This is a genomic window from Pseudomonas sp. GW821-FHT02A11 (assembly GCF_059421985.1).
The window spans coordinates 41,345-62,965 of sequence record NZ_JBWKWB010000020.1 but is presented as its reverse complement, the minus strand read 5'-3'; the positions used below and the strand labels follow the sequence as shown (position 1 = coordinate 62,965).

The following is a 21,621-nucleotide window of genomic DNA, read 5'->3' as shown; positions in this document are numbered from 1 at the left end:
CGTTCACGTTTCATGCCAGTTAAACTTTTGCGTCGAACAACAGACTGTTTGCATTTTTCAGACTGTCGGCAATTTTCAATGCCTCGGCAGACGGCAGTTGCCGCACCACCTCGCCCGTTTCAGTGGCAATCACTTTCACGACCACCTGACCGGAGCCCTCGTCAATCGAGAATTCCAGGTTGCGATGGACCGACTGAAAGAACTTCTCCATCTCTTGAACAGCTGCCTGCAACTGCTTGGACTTTTTTTCGTCGTCAGAATCTTTACTCGTCGCCGTTTCCGGATCCGCAGAGGCTGCGGGTGCGGTTACGATTTGAGGCGCCACGGCTTGCCTGTCAGTGACAACAGGCACCGAAGGCAACGACTGCACCGGGGGGTAAGTCATGTTCAATCGGGTGCTAATGTCCATGTCTTTTACCTCTCAAAGTAAAAAGCGGGAGAGCACGCAAGCACACTCCCCCGCCAAAACTCTACCCGATATTACTGAAGCAGTTTCAGTACAGCGGATGGCAGCTGGTTAGCCTGGGCCAGAACAGAAGTGGAAGCTTGTTGCAGAGTCTGTTGTTTGGTCAGGTTAGCGGTTTCAGCTGCGAAGTCGGTGTCTTGAATACGACCCAGTGCAGCGGTGGCGTTTTCGTTGACGTTTTGCAGGTTGGAGATGGTGCTGGTCAGACGGTTTTGCGAAGCACCCAGGCTTGCACGCGTGGCGTTGATGGTCGCCAGAGCGGCGTCGATGGCCGAGATAGCGCCGTCAACGTTGGTGTGAGCGGTGGCGTTGCTGGTGCCGCTGATCGAAGTGGTGCCGCTTGCGACGCCCAGTGCCGATGCAGTGAAGGTACCGGTCAGAACCAGGTCGATCTGGTTGGAAGTACCGGTGTTGGAACCGACTTGCAGAGTCACGGTGCTCGCGCTGCCGTCCAGCAGGTTTTTGCCGTTCAGGTTGGTCGAGCCAGCGATACGGGTCAGTTCGTCCGACATCTGAGCATATTCAGCGTTCAGAGCGGTACGGTCAGCGGTGCCGTTGGTGTCGTTTCGGGACTGTACGGCCAGTTCACGCATACGCTGCAGGATGTTGGTCGATTCTTGCAGAGCACCTTCAGCGGTCTGAGCGATCGAGATACCGTCGTTAGCGTTTTTGATGGCTACAGTCTGACCACGGATCTGCGAAGTTTCGCGGGTAGCGATCTGCAGGCCGGCTGCGTCGTCTTTAGCGCTGTTGATTTTCAGACCGGAAGACAGACGGGTCATCGAAGTGGACAGTGCATCGGATGCCTTGCTCAGGTTCTTCTGAACAGCCAAGGAAGCTACGTTGGTGTTTACGCCTAAAGCCATGATGAATTCCTCGTTGGTTGGGTACTGCGGCTTTCCGGCCCTGGCAAGCGCCGGGTGTGGCCTAGAGAACCTTCGTAATGTTTATCGTCGTATCTGGAAGGAGCTTGAGGGCTTTTTCAAAATTTTTTGCCACCAGAGCGCCACCCCTGTTTTTGACGGGGGTTACACAGCGTTTCGGCGCGACCTTCACAAGCTTTAATCAGAACGTCAAACCACTGATAACCAACGAGATGGGGCCAGGCATGCTTGCAACATGCCTGGCTGAACGGCTTGCCTTACTAGAGGCTTGAAGTTACTGGAGCAGCTTCAACACTGCCGCCGGCAGCTGATTGGCCTGGGCCAGGATGGCGGTCGAGGCCTGTTGCAGGGTTTGTTGCTTGGTAAGTTCGGCGGTTTCGGCGGCGAAGTCGACGTCCTGGATTTGCCCACGAGAGGCTTCGGCGTTTTTCACCATGTTGTGCAGGTTTTCCACCGCGCTCATCATGCGGTTCTGGTTGGCGCCCAGATCGGCGCGCGCCGAGTTGATGTCGCTGATCGCTCTATCGAGGGCTTTAACGGTGTATTCGATGTTTTCGATGCGGGCGGGCTTGTTGAAGTCTTCGTCGGCCTTCTGAGCATCAGCCACTACTTTTTCTTTGTCAGCGAGATTCTTCCTTGCCGTATTCAAGGTGTCGATATCGGCCTGAGACGGGGTCGGGAGAGCGGCAAAGGTTGCTTCTGCGGTTTTCAGATCGGCTGCTGCGGTAGCGACTTCATCTGTCATCGCTTGCGTGACGGTATTGACGATGACGCGAGCGCCGGAACCATCGATGGACAGCGGCGTGTACTCGCCTTTGACGATCTCAGCCGAGCCTGACGTCGTTGCATCCGCAGCTATCGCTGCACGGCCCTCGGTCGCCACAAAAAGCGATTCGGCGCCAAAACCTTTATTGAGCGTCAGGCTGATTTTTTCAGTTGAACCGACATTTGCACCAATCTGGAAACTCAATTCGCCGGCACTACCGTCCAACAATTTCAACTCTGCGCCAAATGTCGTGCCCTTTGCTGTTCGCGATATTTCGGCATTGAGTTTCAAGAACTCAGCATTCAACGCATCTCGCTCTTTGGGCCCTTTGTCTCCGTTTGCCGCCTGCATCGCAAGATCACGCATACGCTGCAGATTGTTCATGGTCTGATCCAGAGCACCCTCTGCCGTCTGGATGATCGCGATCGCAGCGCCCGCGTTTCGAGTCGCCACTGTCATCCCGCGAACTTGCGTGGTCAGGCGAGTTGCCAATTGCAAACCCGCCGCGTCATCTTTGGCACTGTTGATCCGCAGCCCCGAAGATAGACGCGTCATCGCAGTACTCAATGAATCCGAAGAGCGATTCAAATTCCGCTGCACAGACAACGACGCAATATTGGTATTAACGGTTAAAGCCATTTTGAATTCCCTCGTTGATAAAAAACGGCAGGCTTTCAAAAAGCGGGGAAGTCCATTTCTCCCGGAAAACCTACAGTCCCGCTATCGACGATACTCACAACGGCTTTAACAACATCTCCCGCACTTACGGCGTGCAACCCCGACAAATGAAGGGGTGTTTATTCGCTAACTTATTACTGTGAATCAGTTTTAAAAAAAACATAAAAAAACGGCCCCTGCGGGCCGCTCTTATCAATATATTCCTGACAGTGTGTAGGAACTTTCTCTGACTGTTACTTAAAGGACAACTTCAATCAGGCCATAACGCCACAAACTCAAACTCCAGCCAGTCCGCCACCCCAATCCAGTCCTGCCGTTCTTGACACTGCAGGATGGTCGTCAGCACCTGCGCCCATTGCGCCTGCTCTTCGGCGGGACGGGAGGTGAAGAGTGGCAAGGCGGCGTCGATCAGTTCCACCATCTTTAGCGCCCCTTCTATGTCGCGCCCCAGGCGAAAGAGCCGGGCGCAGTGCCGGGCGTCATGGGTGATAAGTCCGAGATCAGTCATAGCGCGGTCCAGTCAAGGTCAAATTGCGCGCCTGCGATGAGCGCTCCGTCGCGGCTGGTGTTGAAGAACCGCACGTCAGGGTGTTGAACGATGTAGCGTTCAAGCTCGATCAGATAACTGCGAAAGTTGAGCTGTGTCTTGACCTTGTGACCGTGACCATCGAGCACCCAGTGCTTGGCGATGTTCAGCTCGGGGCCCAGCGCGCCGTCGTGCCATCCGGTGTGCGTCTTGCCGCCGGGGAACGCGAAGTCCGCACCGAACAGCGTAATGCTCGCCGCGCCCATCTGCACGGCCAGGTCAATGGCCGGGTGAATGACACTGCCCCCTACGAACAGGTTCGCCTTGGGAATCTGCTGGCGAATCTGCGCGTACATGGGGCTCGACGAATACCCAACGTAACGCGGGCCCTGCCATTCGCTCAGCATGGTCACGTCCTGCCCCGGCAGGTACACCAGCGTGATGCCGTCACTCTCCTGCGCGGGCAAATGCCGACTACTGATGCGATGGTCGATGCTGACCACGATGTCAGGCCGGATGCCCTGATTGCGCAGCGGCACGTAGGCGGTGTCGACGCAGACGAGCAGCGGCCGCTCGCTGCCGCGTGAGATGTTCAACAGGCGGGGCAGATGGTGTTGCAGGCTCGGGCCGGTGGCGATGACAAACACATCACGACCGGCCTGCGTCGCAAACAGTTCAGCGACATCGGTGTCAGCCTCCAGCAGCGCCCTGCCCTGCTCCAGACGCTGGAGGGTTTCAGGGTTGTCGGCCGAAAACTCGCGATTGTTGAACGTGACATGCACCTCACTGACCAGACGATCGCGAATCCTCGCGTTGCTGTCGTCAGCGAGCACCATTTCGGCAGGCAAGGCAAAAAACGGCAGCTGAATTTCTGTGCGTTCGTCGGCAAATGCCAGCCGTATACGTGGATCGCTCAGCCAGTCATCCTGTTCGAGCAACTGCAACACCAACGCGAACAGGGCGCCATTGAGAATATGCACATGCAGCGCCTGTAGGCCGGAAGACGCAAGCATGACGCGCTGCAAGTCCCCCAAAGCGGTGCCGTACACGTGTGCCTCAGCACAGTAAGCGGGGAAGCTGCCGGCCTGCAATCGCGCTTCGGCGACTCGGTCATGACGGCTGGTGAGCTGAATGTCCGACACGCTCAGCGTCCAGTCCCGCCCCTCCACCGGCTGCGCAGACACTGCCCAGGCATCCTGCGCATGCAACCGATGCGCAACGTCGGGCCAGCGCTGCTCGATGACAGCGAGGTTGCGCTGGAAAATCTCGCTCATGACCGCGTCCTTATCAAACGAGAGGAATAAAAAAACGGCGACCTGAATTCAGTGTCGCCGTTTTTGCCTGACTCAGGGTCAAGGACGATAAAGGATCGCCGAGCCCCACGACAAGCCAACACCGAAACCGCTGATTGCCACGCGCTTCCAGGCCGCGTCGAACATGTGTTTTTCCAGCAGCAAGGGCACGCTGGAGGATACGGTGTTGCCGGTTTCGAGCATGTCCTTGACGAACTTCTCAGCCTGCGCACCTTCCTCGAAGCGACGAGCGACCGCATCAACGATGGCCGCGCTGCCTTGGTGAATGCAGAAGGCATCGATGTCGGAGGAGTGCAGGCCCGAATCTTCCAGCAGTTCATGCAGGTGCGCCGGGACCTTGACCAAAGCGAAATTGAACACCTGACGCCCGTTCATGAAGAAGTTGCCGTTGATGGTCTTGAGAAACTCGGCCCCTCCGCCGTCGCTGCCAAACTTGGCTTTGCCCAGCTGCCAGGCCGGGTCTTCACCCAGCCAGGTGGCAGTGGCGGCATCGCCGAAGAGCATGGTGGTGTTGCGGTCTTCGGGGTCAACGATCTTCGAATACGGATCGGCGGTGACCAGCAGGCCGTTCTTCAGGCCTGCGGCTTCCATGAAGCCCTTGATCGCGTAGATGCCGTAGACGTAACCCGAGCAGCCCAGGGAGATGTCGAAGGTGGCGACGTTGGTCGACAGGCCCAGCTTGTGCTGAACGATGGCGGAGGTGTGAGGCAGGCCCTCTTCATCACCGTTCTGAGTGACGACGATCAGCACGTCGATGGATTCGCGCGACAATTGAGGGTTGTTGGCGAACAGTTTGTTCACCGCGCCGACGCACAGGTCGGAGGTTTCCTGGGTGTCTTCTTTGCGTGGCAGAAAAGCAGAACCGATCTTGCCGAGGATGAAGTCTTCATCCTTCCCGAATTTTGCGCCTTGCGCGTAGTTGTCAACGCCGGCTGCAGGCACGTAACTCGCTATGCTTTTAATGCCAATCATCATGGCTTCCCAATCAAAAACGCTGAACATCGCCCATCGCCCAGAGGCGAGGCATTGAAAATCCGGGGCTTGAGGCCGAAAGAATGGCGGATCAAAGGCGCCGACGCGTTCAGAAAGTCTCTGAAATCAGCGTGATGCCTTCAGACCTGCAAGCACAATACAGTGGAGATGCCCGGAATGACTCACAGGTCACCAAAAGTTTTACAAGCTTTTAGCTGACCGGTGAGTGCTGTGCAAGGATGAAATCGCTGGCAGACAGGCAATTGACATGAAGATGTCACGGGTTTGTGGGGGGGGTTGGGCGCCGATCCCTTGGCTGCGGTGCTGCTGGTAGGGTTCTGCTTGACGGAAGAGCCCAGATCACCCAACCACATCCCACCCCAACGCCATCCCCCGCTTCAGCGCTCTGCGGGCCACCCGCCCGATTACCGCATCGATATGCTTGGGCGCCAGCCCCAATCCTGGGCGAATCGCCCGCACATTCTCGGCACTGAACACCTCACCCTCTTGCATATCCCGCACCACATAAAGCGACCGACGGTACTGCAGCGACTTCTGCTCGGCCTGGGTCGCGCCATACTGCACACGCCCCATCCCCTGCCAGGCGCGTTCGGTTTCGATCACCAGGCTGGTCATTTCTGCAGGCTCCAGGGAAAAACTGGCATCCACCCCGCCATCGGCACGATTGAGAGTGAAGTGCTTTTCGATCACTGTCGCGCCCATGGCCACGGCGGCCACCGACACGCCCACGCCCATGGTGTGATCGGACAACCCCACCTGACAGCCAAACAGCCCCGCCAGATGGGGGATGGTGCGGATGTGGCTGTTCTCCGGCGACGCCGGATATGTGCTGGTGCACTTGAGCAGTACCAGGTCCTTGCACCCCGCCTCACGGGCAGCGCGCACGCTTTCATCGAGCTCGGGGATGCTCGCCATGCCGGTGGAGATGATCATCGGCTTGCCCGTGGCGGCGACTTTGCGAATCAACGGAAGGTCGGTGTTTTCAAAACTGGCGATCTTGTAGGCGGGCACGTCGAGGCTTTCGAGAAAGTCCACGGCGGTCTCATCGAACGGCGTGGAAAACGCCAGCAGCCCCAACTCCTTTGCCCGCGCGAAGATCGGCGCATGCCACGCCCACGGCGTATGGGCCTGCTCGTACAGCGCATACAAAGATGACCCTGCCCACAGGCTGTTGGGGTCAGCGATGAAGAACTCGCCCTCGGCGATGTCCAGGGTCATGGTGTCGGCGGTGTAGGTCTGCAGCTTGAGCGCATGGGCGCCGGCCTTGGCGGCGGCCTCGACGATGCGCAGCGCCTGATCCAGCGACTGATTGTGGTTGCCGCTCATCTCAGCGATGACGAACGGCGGCGCGTCCGGGCCGACGGTTCTTGAGCCGATTTTGAAGGGATTCATGGGTGTGTACTCACTGAAAAAGGTTCAGGTCTAGCCAGCGCATCGGCCAGCCGTTCGGCGCCACGGCCATCCACCAGCGTGCGTGATCGCTCAGCCAGCGCCTGGCGTTTTGGCTGGTCATCGATCAGCCCGCCGATGGCTTCGACCAGTCGCCCTGTGGCCACCTGTTCGTGAGGCCCCAGATAGACGTGCACACCCGCCTCTGCGAGCAGACGCGCGTTGAGTTCCTGATTGTGCGCCACAGTCATGCACAGCGTCGGCAAGCCCATTGCTGCGCGTTCCCAGGTCGTGCCGCCGCCGGCGCCAATGAACAGGTCGGCCTGCTGCATCAGGGCAAAAAAATCATCCACCAGCGCGTGCAGGCGCCAGTTCGGATGCGCCGCGCACAGTGCGGTCATGGCGTCCCAATCCGGGTTGTGCAGGCCGGCGACGATCTCGATCTGCAAATGATCGAAGCCTTGCAGCGCCAGCAGCGTCGCGTACACCTGACGCGCCGCATCGAAACCGCCGAAGTTGACCAGCACCCGCTCAACGCGGGGTTTGATCTCGATGGCCGGGCATTGGAATTCCTCACGCAGCAACGCAAAGCGCGGGCCCAGAAAGGTCCGGCAGCCAGCATCGACCCAAGGTGCGTAGGGATTATCCAGCACCTGCGCCGAGTAGTTCTGATCCAGCAGGATGTCTACGGCGTGTGGCCGGTTGTTCAGGTCGTCGATCGCCATCAGGCGGCGGGCAAGCTGGCGCGCGGCGGTTTCCCAGCGCGCGTCCAGGCCGTAGTGATCGACGATCAGCCAGTCGAACGCCGGCTCGTCGGCCAATTGCTCGCCCAAGGCATAGATGTCCTCCTGCCAGGGCAACGAGGCCTCGATGTCCGCGTCGCTGGTTTCGCGCTCATAGCGTGCAGGCAGCGCGTACGCCACCAAGCCCTCATCGCGCAGCCGCTGCAAGACGTGCCCAGGCAACTGGCGGCAGGCGAACTGAACCTCTGCGCCGCGCTGACGCAAGACCCTGGCCAACGTCAGACACCGCGCGACATGCCCACTGCCGATGGCGATCGAAGCATCGGTGCGGATCAACACCCTCATTCCAGCTCTCCGTTAGCCTTGAGCGCTGCATATAAATATTCGGCGCGCAGCCAGTCCTCTTCGGTGTCGATGTCTTGCACCAGATGCCGGGGCAGAATCACCGGCAGGCTATGCGGCGAGAAGATCACGTCCCCACGCAGCCACGCCTCGCTGCGCCCCCAATAGAACTGACCGGCGTCCTGATACGCGGCAATCAGATCCTGCGAGCGCACAGTGCGGTACTCGGGGTGCATTGCATCCAGGCTGCCGTCCGGGTTGATTAGCAGCGCCCGCTGAACCGGGAAACCAAAGCCGCAGACCGAGAACGCATAGGACTTGTCCTTTGCTGCCTGCAAGGCTTCGAAGCCCTCGCGCAGAAACCGCGTCTGCAACAGCGGCGCAGTGGCGTAGATGCAGCAGGTGAAGTCATAACGCCGGTCGAGCGCCTCGATGGCGTGCCGGATCACCGCCGCCGTGCCGGTGAATGCGTCGGCCAGTTCCGCCGGGCGCATGAAAGGCACCTCGGCGCCAAAGGCACGAGCGACTTGGGCGATTTCGTCGTCATCGGTACTGACCACCACCCGCTCGAACAGCCCGCATTCAAGGGCCGCGCGGATGGAGCCCGCGATCATCGGCTCGCCGTTGAAGCGTTTGAGGTTCTTGCGCGGGATGCGTTGGCTGCCGCCTCGCGCCGGAATGATCGCTACGGCAGTCATGGGTATCGCCTTGGATTCAGTGCAGGCATTTTTGCGGTCCGCGGCATCGATCAGCAGACACCGCAGTTGCTTGATCACTTGGTCCTGTTGATCATCGGTCATCAGAGGGTATATCGGCAGGCTGATCGCCTCAGCGTAGTAGGCTTCTGCTTGGGGAAAGTCCCCCGGCGCAAATCCAAGGTTCTGGTAATAAGGCTGTAGATGCACCGGGATGTAATGCACGTTAACGCCAATTCCGGCGGCACGCAGCCCCTCGAACACCTGCCGATGGCTGAGCGTGATCCGTGAAGTCTGCACCCGCACCACATACAGATGCCACGCCGATTCGGCTTCGGCCTGAAGGGTCGGCAAGGTCAAGGGCAGATCAGCGAGCAACGCCTGATAACGGGCCGCCAGTTCACGACGTCGCGCCAAAAAACCGTCCAGTTTGTTCAACTGCGACAATCCCAGCGCCGCCTGCAGGTCGGTGATGCGGTAATTGAAGCCCAGTTCGACTTGTTGGTAATACCAAGGGCCGTGGCTCGGCTCGGTCATGTGCGCAGGGTCGCGAGTCATGCCGTGGCTGCGCAGACGGCGCAGACGCTCGGCACGCTCAGGGCGATTGGTCAGCACCAGGCCGCCCTCCCCGGTCGTCACGATCTTCACCGGGTGAAAACTGAACACGGTCATGTCGGCGAACTCGCCACAGCCCACCGGACGCCCGGCATAACAAGCGCCGACTGCATGGGACGCATCTTCAATGACCACAAACCCGTAGCGGCGAGACAACTCGCCAATGGCCCGCATGTCGCAGCTCTGCCCGGAAAACGCCACGGCCACCAGCATCTTCGGCAGCTTGCCCTTGTGCTCGGCGATTTCAAGTTTGCGCTCAAGCGCCTTGGCATCAAGGTTCCAGGTCAGCGGGTCGATGTCGACGAAGTCCACATCGGCGCCGCAGTAGCGCCCGCAGTTGGCCGAGGCGAGAAAGGTATTGGGGCTGGTCCAGAGCACGTCGCCCTCCCCCAGCCCAGCCGCCAGACAGGCAATGTGCAGCGCCGCAGTGGCATTGCACACGGCAACCCCGAAACCGGCTCCACAGCGCTCGGCCATCGCCGCTTCGAAGCGCTCGATGGTCGGGCCCTGGGTCAGCCAGTCAGACTTGAGCACCTCGACCACGGCATCGATGTCGGCCTGATCGATACTCTGACGACCATACGGGATCATGACGCGATGTGGGCGTGCAGTTGGCTGATCTGCGGCACCGACATGAAATCCGGGTTGGTGTCGGAGCGGTACTCGAAATCATCGGCCACGGCATGGCCTTTTTCGCCGGTTGCGTCGATGGCGAAATCGGTGTCGACGTTGTTGAAGCGGATCGACGGCACGATGGTGTAGTGATCCTTGAATTCCAGAGTCATGCGCGCATCGTCCTGCGGCACCATCAACTCATGCAGTTTCTCGCCCGGACGAATGCCGACGATCTTGTGCGGCAACCCGGCCGCCATGGCCTGAGCCAGATCGACGATACGCACCGAAGGAATCTTCGGCACGAACACCTCACCCCCGTGCATGCGCTCAAAACTCTGCATCACGAAATCCACCCCGTGATCCAGGGTGATCCAGAACCGTGTCATGCGCGGATCGGTGATCGGCAGCTCTTTGGCGCCACCGGCGATCAGCTTGTTGAAGAACGGCACGATCGAGCCACGAGAACCGGCCACGTTGCCGTAGCGCACCACGGTAAAGCGCGTCTGCTCCTCGCCGCCAATATTGTTGGCGGCAACGAACAGCTTGTCAGACAGCAGCTTGGTGGCGCCGTACAGGTTGATCGGGCTGGCGGCCTTGTCGGTGGACAGCGCGATGACTTTTTTCACGCCGTTGGCAATGGCCGCCGCAATGATGTTTTCCGCGCCATTGACGTTGGTGCGGATGAACTCGGTCGGGTTGTACTCCGCCGCCGGCACGTGCTTGAGCGCTGCGGCATGGACTACGTAGTCGATACCCCGCATGCCTTGTTGCAGACGCTCGGCGTCGCGCACATCGCCGAGGAAATAACGCATGCAGGGCGCGTTGAATTCCTGCTGCATCTCGTACTGTTTGAGCTCATCGCGAGAGAACACCACCACGCGTCGGGGCTGATAGCGCTCAAGCAGCGTGCGGATGAACTGACGACCGAATGAACCGGTCGCGCCTGAGATGAAAACTGATTTGCCGTTGAACATCGCGGTGTCCTTTACCTGAGCGGCCTTAAGCCAACAATTGCGACCAGCTTGCGTCTGACGCCTCGCCAAGGGAGAACCCGCTACCGGTCAGCTGCAGGTTTTTGTTGTAGGCCAGGTCATGGGCGAACGCGTCGGCCCACTTGGTTTGCAGGGCGGTCAGCTCAGTGGGCGCCACCGGCAGCGCGCCAGGGTGAATCACCTGAACCTGCGGGGTCCAAACGGTCAGATAACCGGCCTGGCCCAGCTTCAGGCACAGGTCGACGTCGGCGTACGCGTCAGCGAACTGCGCCTCATCAAGCCCCCCCACGGCGTCGAACAGCTCTGCCCGTACCATCAGGCAGGCGTCGGAAACGGCCGAGTAACTCTGGTCGAGCAACAGGCGATGCAGGTAACCGGCGGCGTCTTTCGCCTCCCCGGCAAACGCAGGCCCCACGCCGCCGTTCAGACCCAGAATCAGGCCAGCCTGGCTGACCTTGCCCTGACGGTCCAGGAGCTTGGCGCCTACCACGCCCACTTCAGGGCGCATGGCCTGGTTGAGCAGCGCGTCGATCCAGTTCGGGCCGACGATTTCGCTGTGGACTGACAGCAGAATCAGGTATTCGCCCTTGGCCTGCTGACGGGCTGCGTTGATCAGCCCCGCCTTGCTCAGGCGCTGCGCGGTACGGATCACCCGCACACGCCCTTTTTCCTGACGCGCCAGCCAATCGATCATTTCCGCCGACTGGCTGTGGTTATCGGCGATCAGCACTTCGTAGCTCACGTAACGGGTACGCAACGTCACGCTGGCCAGGCAACGCTGCAGATCGGCGAGATTGTCCTCGCTGCCCAGGAGGATCGACACCATAGGCCGCTGGCTGTGGCGATAGTCGATGCGCCAGGTGCCCGGCGTTGCGGCAATGACCTGCGCCTTGTAACCCAGATGGCTCAAGTGACGGGTCAGGGCCAGGCGCTGTTGCGGGTTTTCTTCGACCGCCAGCGCATCGCAGATCAGCAGCGGCTCGTCCAGGTGCGCCAGCCAGCCCATGCCACCCTGTTCGATGATGCGCAGCAGCAGTTCGAATTCAAGCGCCTGGGAGAAGTCCGCCGAGTAACCGCCTGCCTCCAGCAACACGTCCCGGCGTACCAGCCAATGGCGGGACATCAGGCTCGGGTTGCTCTGCAGCAAATCGAGGTTGAAACCAGGGCGCATCACGTGTGTCAGGGCACCGCCGGGCAGGCGCTGGATTTCGTCGGCGAATACCGCGCGGCACTGAGGTGCGGCCTGTAGTTCCAGCGAAGCACGCAACAGACCGCCCGGGGTGAATTCATCGCCAACCTCGCCCAGCAGCATCCAGTCGCTGTTGGAATGTTGCACCACCTGATTGATTTTCTCGACCCAGTTGCTTTTGCTGACCCGCACGAAGTGCAGCGTGTTTTGCAGGCTGGTGGCCGCAGGCGGCTCGCCGGTCGTGAAGACCACCACCTTGAAGGATTTGCAGTGGCCTTCGACCAGGCTGTCGAGGGTGACCTGCAGTTTGTTCATGTCATCGTTGAGGTCCAGCAGCAAAATGCCGAACTGAGGCGCTGCGCCTTGTGCGGCAATGCGCCGGGAAATGGCCTCGGCGTCTTCGGCCGAAGGCTTGCGCGCATCGAGCCACTGCAGCAGACGGCCGGACGGCATGTCGGCAAAACGCACACGGTGATCTTCCCGGTTGATCGACGTCAGCCGCTCGAGCCATTGCGCGATCTGCGCAGCTTCTTCGGGATTGTCCTGACTGGCGACGTAATCCGCCAAAGGCTCGACGATCTGCGGGTTGAAGATATTCAGCGCCATAGCTTCCCACAGGCGGTTGGCGATGGTTTCGGCGTTGTCGTTCTCGTACGTGCGCAGCAGCCGGTCGTGATGGACCCAGACACCTTCAAGCTGCTCGAGCTGTTGTTTGCCTGCCGGCATGGCGTGGATCAGAAACTCGATATCGCTGAGCACGTCGAAGAACGGCTGGTTGTAGAACGGCATTTCGACAAACTGACGAGGACCGAACTGCCGCTCCACAGGGCTGAACACGTCGGTCCAGCGCGAAGACAGGATCGGGGTCAGGGCCAGCGAGTGCTGTTGCTCAATGCAGGTGATCAGCGTCGCATAGCTCGACTGAACGAACTCGATGCCTTCGGCAGCGCTTGACGGGCTCAGCCCGGTGTCCAGAGCACTCAGGAAGCTGGCGAACTGCTGACGCTCGAGCACCGATTGAGGATCGGTGCCGGTCAGTTTCTTCAACATATGGGTCTGCTGTTCGCAGAAGCGATGCTCACGCTCACGCACGACGTAAGGAATTGGCAGAATGCGTGCCTTGGCACTGGCCAGCAGGTAAAACGCATGGCCGAATTCCTGCAGCTCGCCCGAAGTGCCTTCAGGCAATACCGAAAACCACTGCTGCAGCAACGCCGTGCGCGTGACTGCGTAGAACGGCGGCAGGTATTGGTCCAGGAAGCTTGCGACACGCTCGGCGGCGCTGCCGCTGGCGTAATCTTCGAGCACCTTCTTGTCACGACGCAGGTACTCGACCTTATCGCCATGGGCCTCATACATCAGGCAATAGCCGTGGCACAGGCCGTAGTCCGGGTGCGCTGTGAGGAAATCAACGGACTGCACCAGCGCGTGATGCACAAGGAAGTCGGCGTCGTCGACGAACGCCATGAACGGCGTGCTGACACCCGCCACGCCTTGGGCGATCTTCTGCGCGGCGTCGCCTTGGGCATACTGCGGCAGGTGCTGGTATTCCACCTTGGGGAACAACGCGGCGATATCGCCATTGGACTGCACGGAAGAGTCGAGCACCAGCACGCGGGCTGGCAGCGAACTGTAGTACTGCAATGTCCGACGCAAGAAGGCCGGCCGGTCTTGAGTGAGGACAACGAGGGTGAGTTGCGCGTCAAACGACATGGAGTTTCCCGAAAGTTGATGGCTGTGCATTGCGTGATTCCTGCGATCCTGCCAAGCGTCAAAAAAGAATGCTCTGAGGAACCGAAGCTCCCGGCCTGGCAGTGCGAGGCCCCTCGTCAAACGCCTGAAATCTGTCGCCTACCCTGCCCGTAGCCCTGTTTAACGCAACAGAAACTGGCCGTACGGGCTGTCAGCGCGCACGGGCAAGCGCCCGGGCTGCACGATTTATGGCGGCATGGGGGGGACGTAGCAGGATCTACGCCAACTCTGAGGAATGCGATAGGGGGAGCAGAGGCAAGAAGGCAGGCCCCGGGCGAGACCTGCCTTTGGCAAACGAGGCGGGTCTCAGTCAGCGAGCCAGCCATTGACCCAGTGCTGCAGGTTGTCGCCATGCAGCATGTAATCGCGCATCACGATTTCCTTCAGGTCATCGCCCATCCGGTAGCTGGCAGCGGGGTCCGCCAAGTGCATGCGGATCGCCTCCAGCCATTGTTCCTTGCTGTTGCTGATGACCCGCGTACACGGCAGATACCCTTCGTAGGCCCGGGTATCGCTGCAGATCACCGGATAGCCGCAGGCCCCATATTCCAATAGACGCAGGTTGCTCTTGCAGTCGTTGAAAATGTGGTACTCCAGCGGCGCCAGGGCCAGATCCAGATTCAGGCTCGCCAGCTTGGCGGGGTAGGCATGCAGGCCGACGGCCGGGTGAAACTCATGGACATAGGGGCGCAGCGCCTCGGGGCACATGCCGAAGAACACCCACTCCACCTGATCGGCCAGCTCGCGGACCACATCGGCAATGATCTCCAGATCACCGCCGTGGCTGGTTCCCCCGCCCCAGCCGACACGAGGTTTTTTCGATGTTCGCCGCTGGCTGCTCAGCCCGCTCCACAACTGCGAGGCGAGCATGTTCGGCACCACGCGGACATCGTGATGCATGCCCGACAGCGCATCGGCCAGCGCAGGCGTGGACACCACGACCCGATCGCACAGGCTGGTACCCAGGCGAACCATGGCCTCCATATTCGACGGCATGCCGCGCAGGTGCCCGTTCTTCTTCGGCACGCTGAGCACGTAGTCGTCCAGCTCGTAGATACGCCGTGCGTTGGAGTAGGTTTTCAGCGTGACGACCTGATCGATCGAGGCTTGGCTGTAGCGGCACTGCACGATGATCACGTCAGGGGACTGACGCTCCAGATCGATGATCGACGGCAGGTCGTAGCTCAAGCGGCCTTCGATCCGACCATCTGCCTCCAGTTCGAGGAACGGCTGGGAAACTCGGTAATGCCCTACCGCCGTGCTGTTGACCGGAATTGCCAGCACATTGGGTAAACGCCTTGACGAATAAGGGTTCCAGCCCTTTTTGAGGCCAGGTTCAAGGCTGTAGAACGAGCCGGTCAGCCGCAGGTTGGGGTTGTACGCGGGATCGCGCGCAACGACAGGCAGCCAACGCAGATAGAAATCGTGCTGGTCCTCGAGCAACTGCTGCTTGGCACGCTGCTGCTCGATCACTGGCAATGCCCCGAGCGCCAGCAGGGCGCGAGACGCCCACACCACCCGATACCCGGCCTGACGCACACGCAGGCACAGGTCGACTTCGCTCAGGCTGCCATTGAATTGTGCGCTGTCCAGGCCATTCAACTCGTCGAACAACGCCCGGCGAATCAACAGGCACTCAGGCCCGACGGCGCTCAGGTCCTGGGTCGCCTGCAAACGCAACAGATGCCCCGGTGCCCCCAGCGGCTCGCCATAGAACATCGGACCGGCAGGCCCCTGATAACCCAGTACCAGCCCAGCCTGGAGCACGTAGCCTTCGGGGCTGAACAGCTTGGCCCCGACCACGCCGACATCTGCGCGTCGACCATGGTTGAGCAACTCATCGAGCCAGGCGGCATCTGCGATCACAGCATAGACACTGAGCATCAACAGGTACTGACCACGGGCGTGAGCGGCGGCAAGGTTGCGCACGTGCGCACCGTTGTCTTCCCCTTCGCAGCGCACCACGCGCAGCTTGTCGCCGCCCACATGGTGTATGTCCGTTAGCCAGGCGCGAGCCTCGGCCGAGACGCTGCCGTGGTCGACGATCAGCACTTCATAGTGAGCGTATGCGGTCTTGCTCAGCAGTGTTTCGATGCAACGCTGCAAGGCCGCCAGTTGATCCCGATGGGCGATGACAATCGACACGCGCGGCTGTTCGGCGCTCAGGTACTCGATCTGATTGACCAGCGGCTCTTCGGTCTCGTGCAGCCGATGGGCGATGCCCATGCGGCTCAAGTGGGCGCTCACGACAGGCGCGCTTTGTTCGATTACCCCGTCGAGCTTGAGCCACTGATGAAACGAAAGACGGGACTCGACGAGGATTTCGCTGACATGCTCGACCACCTCGCCGTGGGCCTCGATCAGGCGCCAGATGCCATCGTGAGGCGCCAGCTCGCCAAACGCGGCATCGAAGCCCCCCAACTGCATGAGCGCCTCGCGCTGGAACGCCAGGGTACGACCTACGTAGGGGTAGCTGCGCAGCAGGTCGAGGTTGAAATCCGGCTTGAAGATCGGCTCGGCCGACTCACCGTCGTGCAACGCACCCTCGTCGCTGTAAAGGCACAGGACGTCGGGCGATGAGGCAATGCGCTCGGCTAACACCAGCAGTGCGCAATCGGTCAGACGATCGCCTGCACGCAACAGATAGAACCAGTCGGCGCGCTGCAATTGCGCCAGCAGCTCGTTCACCTGGCTTATCCAGTCAGGCTGCAGCGGCAGAGTAAACACGCGCTCGTTCAATACCGGTGCGTCACAGGCGGCGGACAGCACCAGCGTCAGCTCGGCGGGATACAGCTGGGCTTGCAAGCTCTGCAATGTCAGCGCTACACCAGCGGCGCTGGCGAGCTCGTCGAGCACCACGGCCACCAGTTTGGTCTGCGATCGCCAGGTGGCGACGTTATCGGCCACCCGCAGGCGTTCAGCGCCAAACAGGGTGCGATAACTCAGCCATTGCTGGTACAGCTCGGAAAAACTTTCGCTGTTGCTGCCCACCCGCCAGGGGAGGGTCGCCTGGCGGTCGCCGAGCATGCGACTCAGAGGCAGCTCCTGCCAGGCACGGGGGCTTTCCAGGGCCTGTGCCAGCGGGACGAATCGCACCCATCCGAGGTCCGGTGCATTTTCGACGCTGCGGGCCTTGAGCATCTGTTTGAGCCAGCCACGCTCTTCGTCGACCCGGTCCTGCACAGCCTGCTGACGGCTCAGGCGCTCCGGGTGCAGGCGCTCGGCACTCAGCACCTCGTTGAGCATGACCATATTGCCGCGCTTGAGCAGGCACACGTAGAGGACAAAGTCCACCAGCGCCGTGAAGCCCTTCCCGACTTCAGGCAGCGCGGGCAGGATGCGCTCGACATCGCTTCGCCGCATCAATGAGCTGGTCAGGCCGCCGAGGAAGTTGGTCGGCGAAATATCAAATACCGACAACAGGTCCGGGCCGTAGAACACCGAACTGCTCTCGGCCAGCGGGCAGTTCTCGATACGGGCCGGCAACTGGATGTCGTTCGGATCACAGAAGTAGCGCTGCGCAAGCACCAGACTCACGTCGTCATGCTCGATCAGCACGTTCGCCTGCCGGGCGACGGCAGCGGGAAACAGTCGGTCGTCGTCGCACAGAAACTTGATGAACTCGCCCTGCGCTTCGTTCAGGCACCCTAACAGGTTGCCGACGAACCCCTTACGTTGTGGGTTGCGTACATAGCGCAAGGTGACCGCGGCGCTGTCGGCGAACTGCTCGACGATCTGCCGGATTTCATCGCCCTGGCTGTCGTCGCAGACCACGATCTCCAGCGGCTGCCAGGTCTGCATCAAGGCATCTTGCAGGGTTCGCCGAAAGAAACGCGGGCTGTAGGCAGGGATGACGATGCTGACGAGGGGGGCTGAATTCACGGGCGGGCTCACGAGCGGGGCGTCGCCTTGCAGGAAGGCTCGACTTAACCGCTGACAGTAACGGTTGAGGCTTTGAGGCGGTACCGGTGCAACCCGGTACCGCCTTGCAGTGCGGATTTACAGCTTGCTGAACAGGTTCAACGCAGACAGTTGGGTAAACACCAACTGCGACGCCTGCAGCATGGTTTTCTGCAGGGTCAAACGTGCGATGGCGTCGACAGGGTCAGAGGCCGTGATGGTGCCTGCCTCGGTCGTGCCATTGTCGATCAGCGTCTGGTTGGTGGTGCCCTGATCGGTCGCGGTTCTCGATCGCGCACCGCCATCACTGACGGCGTCGGAAATCTGATTCGCGGCGCTGGTCAGGTTGCCGATGGTCGAGGTCAGTGTGGCCTGCAGTTTCTGGGCGGCGATCGGATCACCATCGACCTTGCCGTTGAGCGCAGTGATCACGTTGGACAGCGTGTTAAGGATATTCTGGCTCTGCTGGGTGGTGGACTGCACAGTGAACTGATCCCCCGCCACCGGGGCAGGCGGCGAGCCGCTCACGGTGAACGTCACACCCGCCGCGACCGCCTGGTTGGCGACAGGTGTGCCAGTCAGCGTGCCGGAGGACACCGGCACGCTGGTCGCTGCATCGTAAGGCGCTGCGTAGAGATCATAGGCGGTGGCGCTGGTAAAACGCAGTACCGCACCGCCATTGGGGAACGTCTTGTCGAACGTGGCCTGATCGGTGACCGTAGAGCTTGTGACGACCGTAGTCGAAGGGTTACCCGGCAGGCGCGCGGTGCTGACGCTGCTCGGCGAAACGGCCAGCTGGAAGGTGTGCGGCGACGCCGTCATCGCGGCGTCGGCAGCGCCTGGCGTCGAGTACTGAGCGCTGGTCAGGTTGATGTTCAGGTTCAGCTCCAGACCACGGAACGTGATGCTCTGGTTGGCGCTGCTGGTGGTGCTGAAATTACCGGCCGCCGTCGCGTCAGCAGTGACATCGACGTTGTTCTTGTCGAGGATCTTGTACTGCGACCCATTGGTGAACGAAATGGTATACGGCTGACCTGCGGTGAACTGGTTGTTGTACGTGGTGCTGTTGCTGACACTGCCGCCCGACAGGGAAATCATGCCGTCGTTGGTGGCCGGCGAAACCAGCGTGGTCGAGGTGCGGGTGGTGTTGACTGCCTGTTCGAAGGCATCCCAACCGGTGGTGTTGGTAGCCATGGTTATGCCGTTGCCGATCGCCACCATATTGCGGGTCTGGTCGCCCTGGTAGCTGTAGCTGCCATCCGGGTTGACCACATAAGGTGGGGTGTTGGCCTTGGAACCCGAGAAAATGTAGTTGCCATTGGCGTCCTGACTGTTCATCAGGCCGAGGATCTGGGTTTGCAGCTCTTTGAGCTCGGCGGCATTGGCTTGACGGTCCTTGTCGGTGAACGTCGCGTTGCCCGCTGAGAGGGTCAGTTCCTGGGCGCGCTGAATCGCCGACGTGATGGCCGTCATCGCGGTTTCAGAGTTCACGACACCGGTGTTGATCGTGTCAATGTTGGACTTGTACTGGTTCAGCAATGTGCCCTGCTGCTGCAATTGCAGCACACGGGCGGCGCCGACCGGGTCATCGGCGGCGGTGTTGAGCTTGACCTGACTGGCCACCTCATCACCGGTCTTGGTGACGTTGGCGTAGGTACGCGAATAGTTCGCCGCGCTGGTTTCGTAAAACTGGGTCGTGGAAATACGCATGGTTTACGACTCCTTAAAGACTGTTGATCAGCGTGCTGAAGATGGCTTGAGCCGCTTTGATGATCTGCGACGAGGCGGTGTAATACTGCTGGTACTTGACCAGATTGGCCGCTTCTTCATCCAGCGAAACGCCCGACACACTGTCCCGCGCGCCTTTGGCCTGAGTCAGCACGGCGGTGGTCGCGGTGGCGTCATTCTTGGCCTGGGCTGCCTTGGAGCCGACCGTGGTAATCATGCTGCTGTTGGCGCCGCTCAGGCTCATACCCGTGCCACCTGAAGCAGTATCGACCGTCTGCTTGGTTTGCAGACCCATTACGGACTCGGCGTTGCGGTTGTCGGACGAACCTGCGCCGGTTACGCCGATGCTGTAGGTGTCACCACTGTCGGGCGAACCTGAAACGGTCAGGCTGATCTTGTACGACTGGGTAGCGCCCGCAGAATCGGTATACCCCACCTCCAGGCTCAAATCGTTCTTGGCTCCGGGCACGATGAAGCCTGTGACCGGATTGTTCGACGCGTCCTTGACAGCATTGCCAGAGGCGTCCAGCAGCGTGTACGGCTGTGATCCATCAGGCTGGACATCACCCATCAGAATGCGCATCGGCGTGGACGATTTCAGCGCGTTACGCAAATCGGTGGTCGCGGTGCTGTTGTAGATGTCGACCTGGGTGGCCAGTGTCGGCTGGGTGAAGGCACCGGTGCCTTTGCTCACCCCTGCCGAGCCGGTCAACGGCCCAGCGGTGGCGATGCTTTTCGCATCGGTCATGACCGTCTTGATGCCGCTCGCGGCATTACCGGTCGGGCTGACCTTGAAACTGTCGCCAGCCTGCACGCTACCGCTGAGCGCCAACGAGAAGCCATCGATGACCGGTGGCGGCGTTGTACCGGTGTCGTAGCTACCCATGTCCTTGCCGTCCGGCAGGCGCTTGACGCTGTAGCCAGTGGCGCTGCTGAACGTCACCTGGTAATCATTGGTGGTCAGCGCGCCCGTGTTGGAGATGGTCACGTTCAGGTTGCCGGAACCCGCGCTGTTGCCCCGGGTGGCAATGCTGCGCTGAGCGACAAGGCTTGCGTCGTTGATACTGGTGAACAGGTCAGAGCCAAAGTTGCCGTTGGCGTCCACGCCCTGGTTCAACTGCTGATTGATCTGGTCGGAGGCCACCAGGGCCAGTCGACCCAGTTCGTTCGCCGCCGGCTGCAGCACGTCACTGCGATAACGCAGCAGGCCACCGAGGGTGCCGCCCGTCACGACACCGGACACGTCGACGTCGCTGTTCTGATAATTGAGTTTGAGCGCATAGACGTTCGGATCACTGTCGCTGGGAACGGCGCTCAGAGTGTTGGCCTTGCTGCCGGTCACCAGTGGCTGGCCGGTACCGATGTAGACATCGTAGTTGCCGTTGGTCTCTACGACCTTGGCACCTACCAGCTCGTTGAGCTGACGCACGGCTTCGTTGCGGGCGTCGAGCAACGAGTTGGGCTGGTTGCCAGTGGCCGTCGACTGGGTAATCTGCTTGTTCAGGTCGGCAATGGACGACGCCAGCGCGTTGACCTGCCCGGCCACCGAGCTCAACTGGTTATTGATCCCGGCGTTCTGGTCTTTCATCTGCTGCGAGATGCTGTTGAACTGCGCCGACAACGCCTGGGCGCTGGTCAGAAAATTCTGCCGCGCAGCCGAGTCCGTCGGCTTGTTCGACAGCGCTTGCATCTGAGTGAAGAAATTGCCCAGCACGGTGCTGATACCGGTCGAGCTGTCCGACAGGATCTTGTCCAGCTTGCTGGCCTGTCCGAGATACGCCTGGGCATCGGAGTCGAGCGAGGTACTGGTCTGCAATTGGGTGTCGAGGAAACTGTTGTAGATCCGACGCACGTCAGACAGCGTGGTACCGGTGCCGATGAAACCGACGCCGATATTCTGCTGCACACCGGCAGTGGTCATCACTTGCTGGCGCGAGTAGCCCAGCGTATCAACGTTTGCAGTGTTGTTGCCGATGGTGGTCATCGCGGCACTGCTGGCGTTCAGCCCTGAAAGCCCAATTGAAATCAGTGACAT

General features: G+C 60.5%; 14 protein-coding genes and 1 pseudogene. All 15 read right to left on the bottom strand.

From position 1 onward, the window contains the following. Window positions 1-19: 19 nt before the first annotated feature. Window positions 20-409, bottom strand: a complete 390-nt coding sequence (locus AC07V9_RS22930) for a flagellar protein FlaG (RefSeq protein WP_495017925.1) — start codon at window positions 407-409, stop codon at window positions 20-22. Window positions 410-480: 71 nt separating this feature from the next. Then, entirely contained in the window at window positions 481-1,332 is an 852-nt protein-coding gene (locus tag AC07V9_RS22925) for a flagellin domain-containing protein (RefSeq protein ID WP_495017924.1), read from the bottom strand. 292 nt (window positions 1,333-1,624) lie between these two features. Continuing rightward, window positions 1,625-2,755 (bottom strand): flagellin N-terminal helical domain-containing protein, encoded by a 1,131-nt coding sequence (locus tag AC07V9_RS22920; protein ID WP_495017923.1) that lies wholly within the window; start codon window positions 2,753-2,755, stop codon window positions 1,625-1,627. 289 nt (window positions 2,756-3,044) lie between these two features. Next, window positions 3,045-3,302: a hypothetical protein gene (locus AC07V9_RS22915; protein WP_495017922.1), complete on the bottom strand. Its 258-nt coding sequence runs from the start codon at window positions 3,300-3,302 to the stop codon at window positions 3,045-3,047. Beyond that, a complete protein-coding gene (locus AC07V9_RS22910; protein WP_495017921.1) occupies window positions 3,299-4,594 on the bottom strand; it encodes a motility associated factor glycosyltransferase family protein in 1,296 nt (431 codons plus the stop codon). Before AC07V9_RS22910 ends, AC07V9_RS22915 begins: the two co-directional genes overlap by 4 nt. A 78-nt stretch (window positions 4,595-4,672) precedes the next feature. Further along, entirely contained in the window at window positions 4,673-5,605 is a 933-nt protein-coding gene (locus AC07V9_RS22905; protein ID WP_495017958.1) for a ketoacyl-ACP synthase III, read from the bottom strand. Window positions 5,606-5,965: 360 nt separating this feature from the next. Next, window positions 5,966-7,018, bottom strand: a complete 1,053-nt coding sequence (gene pseI, locus AC07V9_RS22900) for a pseudaminic acid synthase (protein WP_495017920.1) — start codon at window positions 7,016-7,018, stop codon at window positions 5,966-5,968. Further along, entirely contained in the window at window positions 7,015-8,103 is a 1,089-nt protein-coding gene (gene pseG, locus AC07V9_RS22895) for a UDP-2,4-diacetamido-2,4,6-trideoxy-beta-L-altropyranose hydrolase (protein WP_495017919.1), read from the bottom strand. Before pseG ends, pseI begins: the two co-directional genes overlap by 4 nt. After that, a complete protein-coding gene (gene pseF / locus AC07V9_RS22890) occupies window positions 8,100-8,798 on the bottom strand; it encodes a pseudaminic acid cytidylyltransferase (RefSeq protein ID WP_495017957.1) in 699 nt (232 codons plus the stop codon). Before pseF ends, pseG begins: the two co-directional genes overlap by 4 nt. 45 nt (window positions 8,799-8,843) lie before the next feature. Continuing rightward, window positions 8,844-10,001, bottom strand: a pseudogene (gene pseC / locus AC07V9_RS22885) (UDP-4-amino-4,6-dideoxy-N-acetyl-beta-L-altrosamine transaminase); the annotation flags it as partial. Next, the gene (gene pseB, locus AC07V9_RS22880) at window positions 9,998-10,999 is read right to left on the bottom strand and encodes a UDP-N-acetylglucosamine 4,6-dehydratase (inverting) (RefSeq protein WP_495017918.1); all 1,002 of its coding nucleotides are present in this window, start codon (window positions 10,997-10,999) and stop codon (window positions 9,998-10,000) included. The gene pseB and the pseudogene pseC, both read right to left, overlap by 4 nt. A gap of 25 nt (window positions 11,000-11,024) precedes the next feature. Next, window positions 11,025-13,919 carry a glycosyltransferase family 2 protein gene (locus AC07V9_RS22875; protein ID WP_495017917.1) on the bottom strand — a complete coding sequence of 965 codons (2,895 nt, stop codon included), beginning with the start codon at window positions 13,917-13,919 and terminating at the stop codon, window positions 11,025-11,027. Window positions 13,920-14,264: 345 nt separating this feature from the next. After that, a complete protein-coding gene (locus AC07V9_RS22870) occupies window positions 14,265-17,840 on the bottom strand; it encodes a glycosyltransferase (protein WP_495017916.1) in 3,576 nt (1,191 codons plus the stop codon). Window positions 17,841-17,957: 117 nt separating this feature from the next. After that, window positions 17,958-19,568 (bottom strand): flagellar hook-associated protein 3, encoded by a 1,611-nt coding sequence (locus AC07V9_RS22865; protein WP_495017915.1) that lies wholly within the window; start codon window positions 19,566-19,568, stop codon window positions 17,958-17,960. Window positions 19,569-19,581: 13 nt separating this feature from the next. Continuing rightward, window positions 19,582-21,621, bottom strand: coding sequence for a flagellar hook-associated protein FlgK (gene flgK, locus AC07V9_RS22860; RefSeq protein ID WP_495017914.1), 2,040 nt, complete (start codon window positions 21,619-21,621; stop codon window positions 19,582-19,584).

Excerpts from the sequence above, each read along its gene's own strand:
- AC07V9_RS22930 (WP_495017925.1), bottom strand. The coding sequence starts at position 409 with ATGGACATTAGCACCCGATTGAACATGACTTACCCCCCGGTGCAGTCG.
- AC07V9_RS22925 (WP_495017924.1), bottom strand. The coding sequence starts at position 1,332 with ATGGCTTTAGGCGTAAACACCAACGTAGCTTCCTTGGCTGTTCAGAAG.
- AC07V9_RS22920 (WP_495017923.1), bottom strand. The coding sequence starts at position 2,755 with ATGGCTTTAACCGTTAATACCAATATTGCGTCGTTGTCTGTGCAGCGG.
- AC07V9_RS22915 (WP_495017922.1), bottom strand. The coding sequence starts at position 3,302 with ATGACTGATCTCGGACTTATCACCCATGACGCCCGGCACTGCGCCCGG.
- AC07V9_RS22910 (WP_495017921.1), bottom strand. The coding sequence starts at position 4,594 with ATGAGCGAGATTTTCCAGCGCAACCTCGCTGTCATCGAGCAGCGCTGG.
- AC07V9_RS22905 (WP_495017958.1), bottom strand. The coding sequence starts at position 5,605 with ATGATTGGCATTAAAAGCATAGCGAGTTACGTGCCTGCAGCCGGCGTT.
- pseI (WP_495017920.1), bottom strand. The coding sequence starts at position 7,018 with ATGAATCCCTTCAAAATCGGCTCAAGAACCGTCGGCCCGGACGCGCCG.
- pseG (WP_495017919.1), bottom strand. The coding sequence starts at position 8,103 with ATGAGGGTGTTGATCCGCACCGATGCTTCGATCGCCATCGGCAGTGGG.
- pseF (WP_495017957.1), bottom strand. The coding sequence starts at position 8,798 with ATGACTGCCGTAGCGATCATTCCGGCGCGAGGCGGCAGCCAACGCATC.
- pseB (WP_495017918.1), bottom strand. The coding sequence starts at position 10,999 with ATGTTCAACGGCAAATCAGTTTTCATCTCAGGCGCGACCGGTTCATTC.
- AC07V9_RS22875 (WP_495017917.1), bottom strand. The coding sequence starts at position 13,919 with ATGTCGTTTGACGCGCAACTCACCCTCGTTGTCCTCACTCAAGACCGG.
- AC07V9_RS22865 (WP_495017915.1), bottom strand. The coding sequence starts at position 19,568 with ATGCGTATTTCCACGACCCAGTTTTACGAAACCAGCGCGGCGAACTAT.
- flgK (WP_495017914.1), bottom strand. The coding sequence starts at position 21,621 with ATGTCACTGATTTCAATTGGGCTTTCAGGGCTGAACGCCAGCAGTGCC.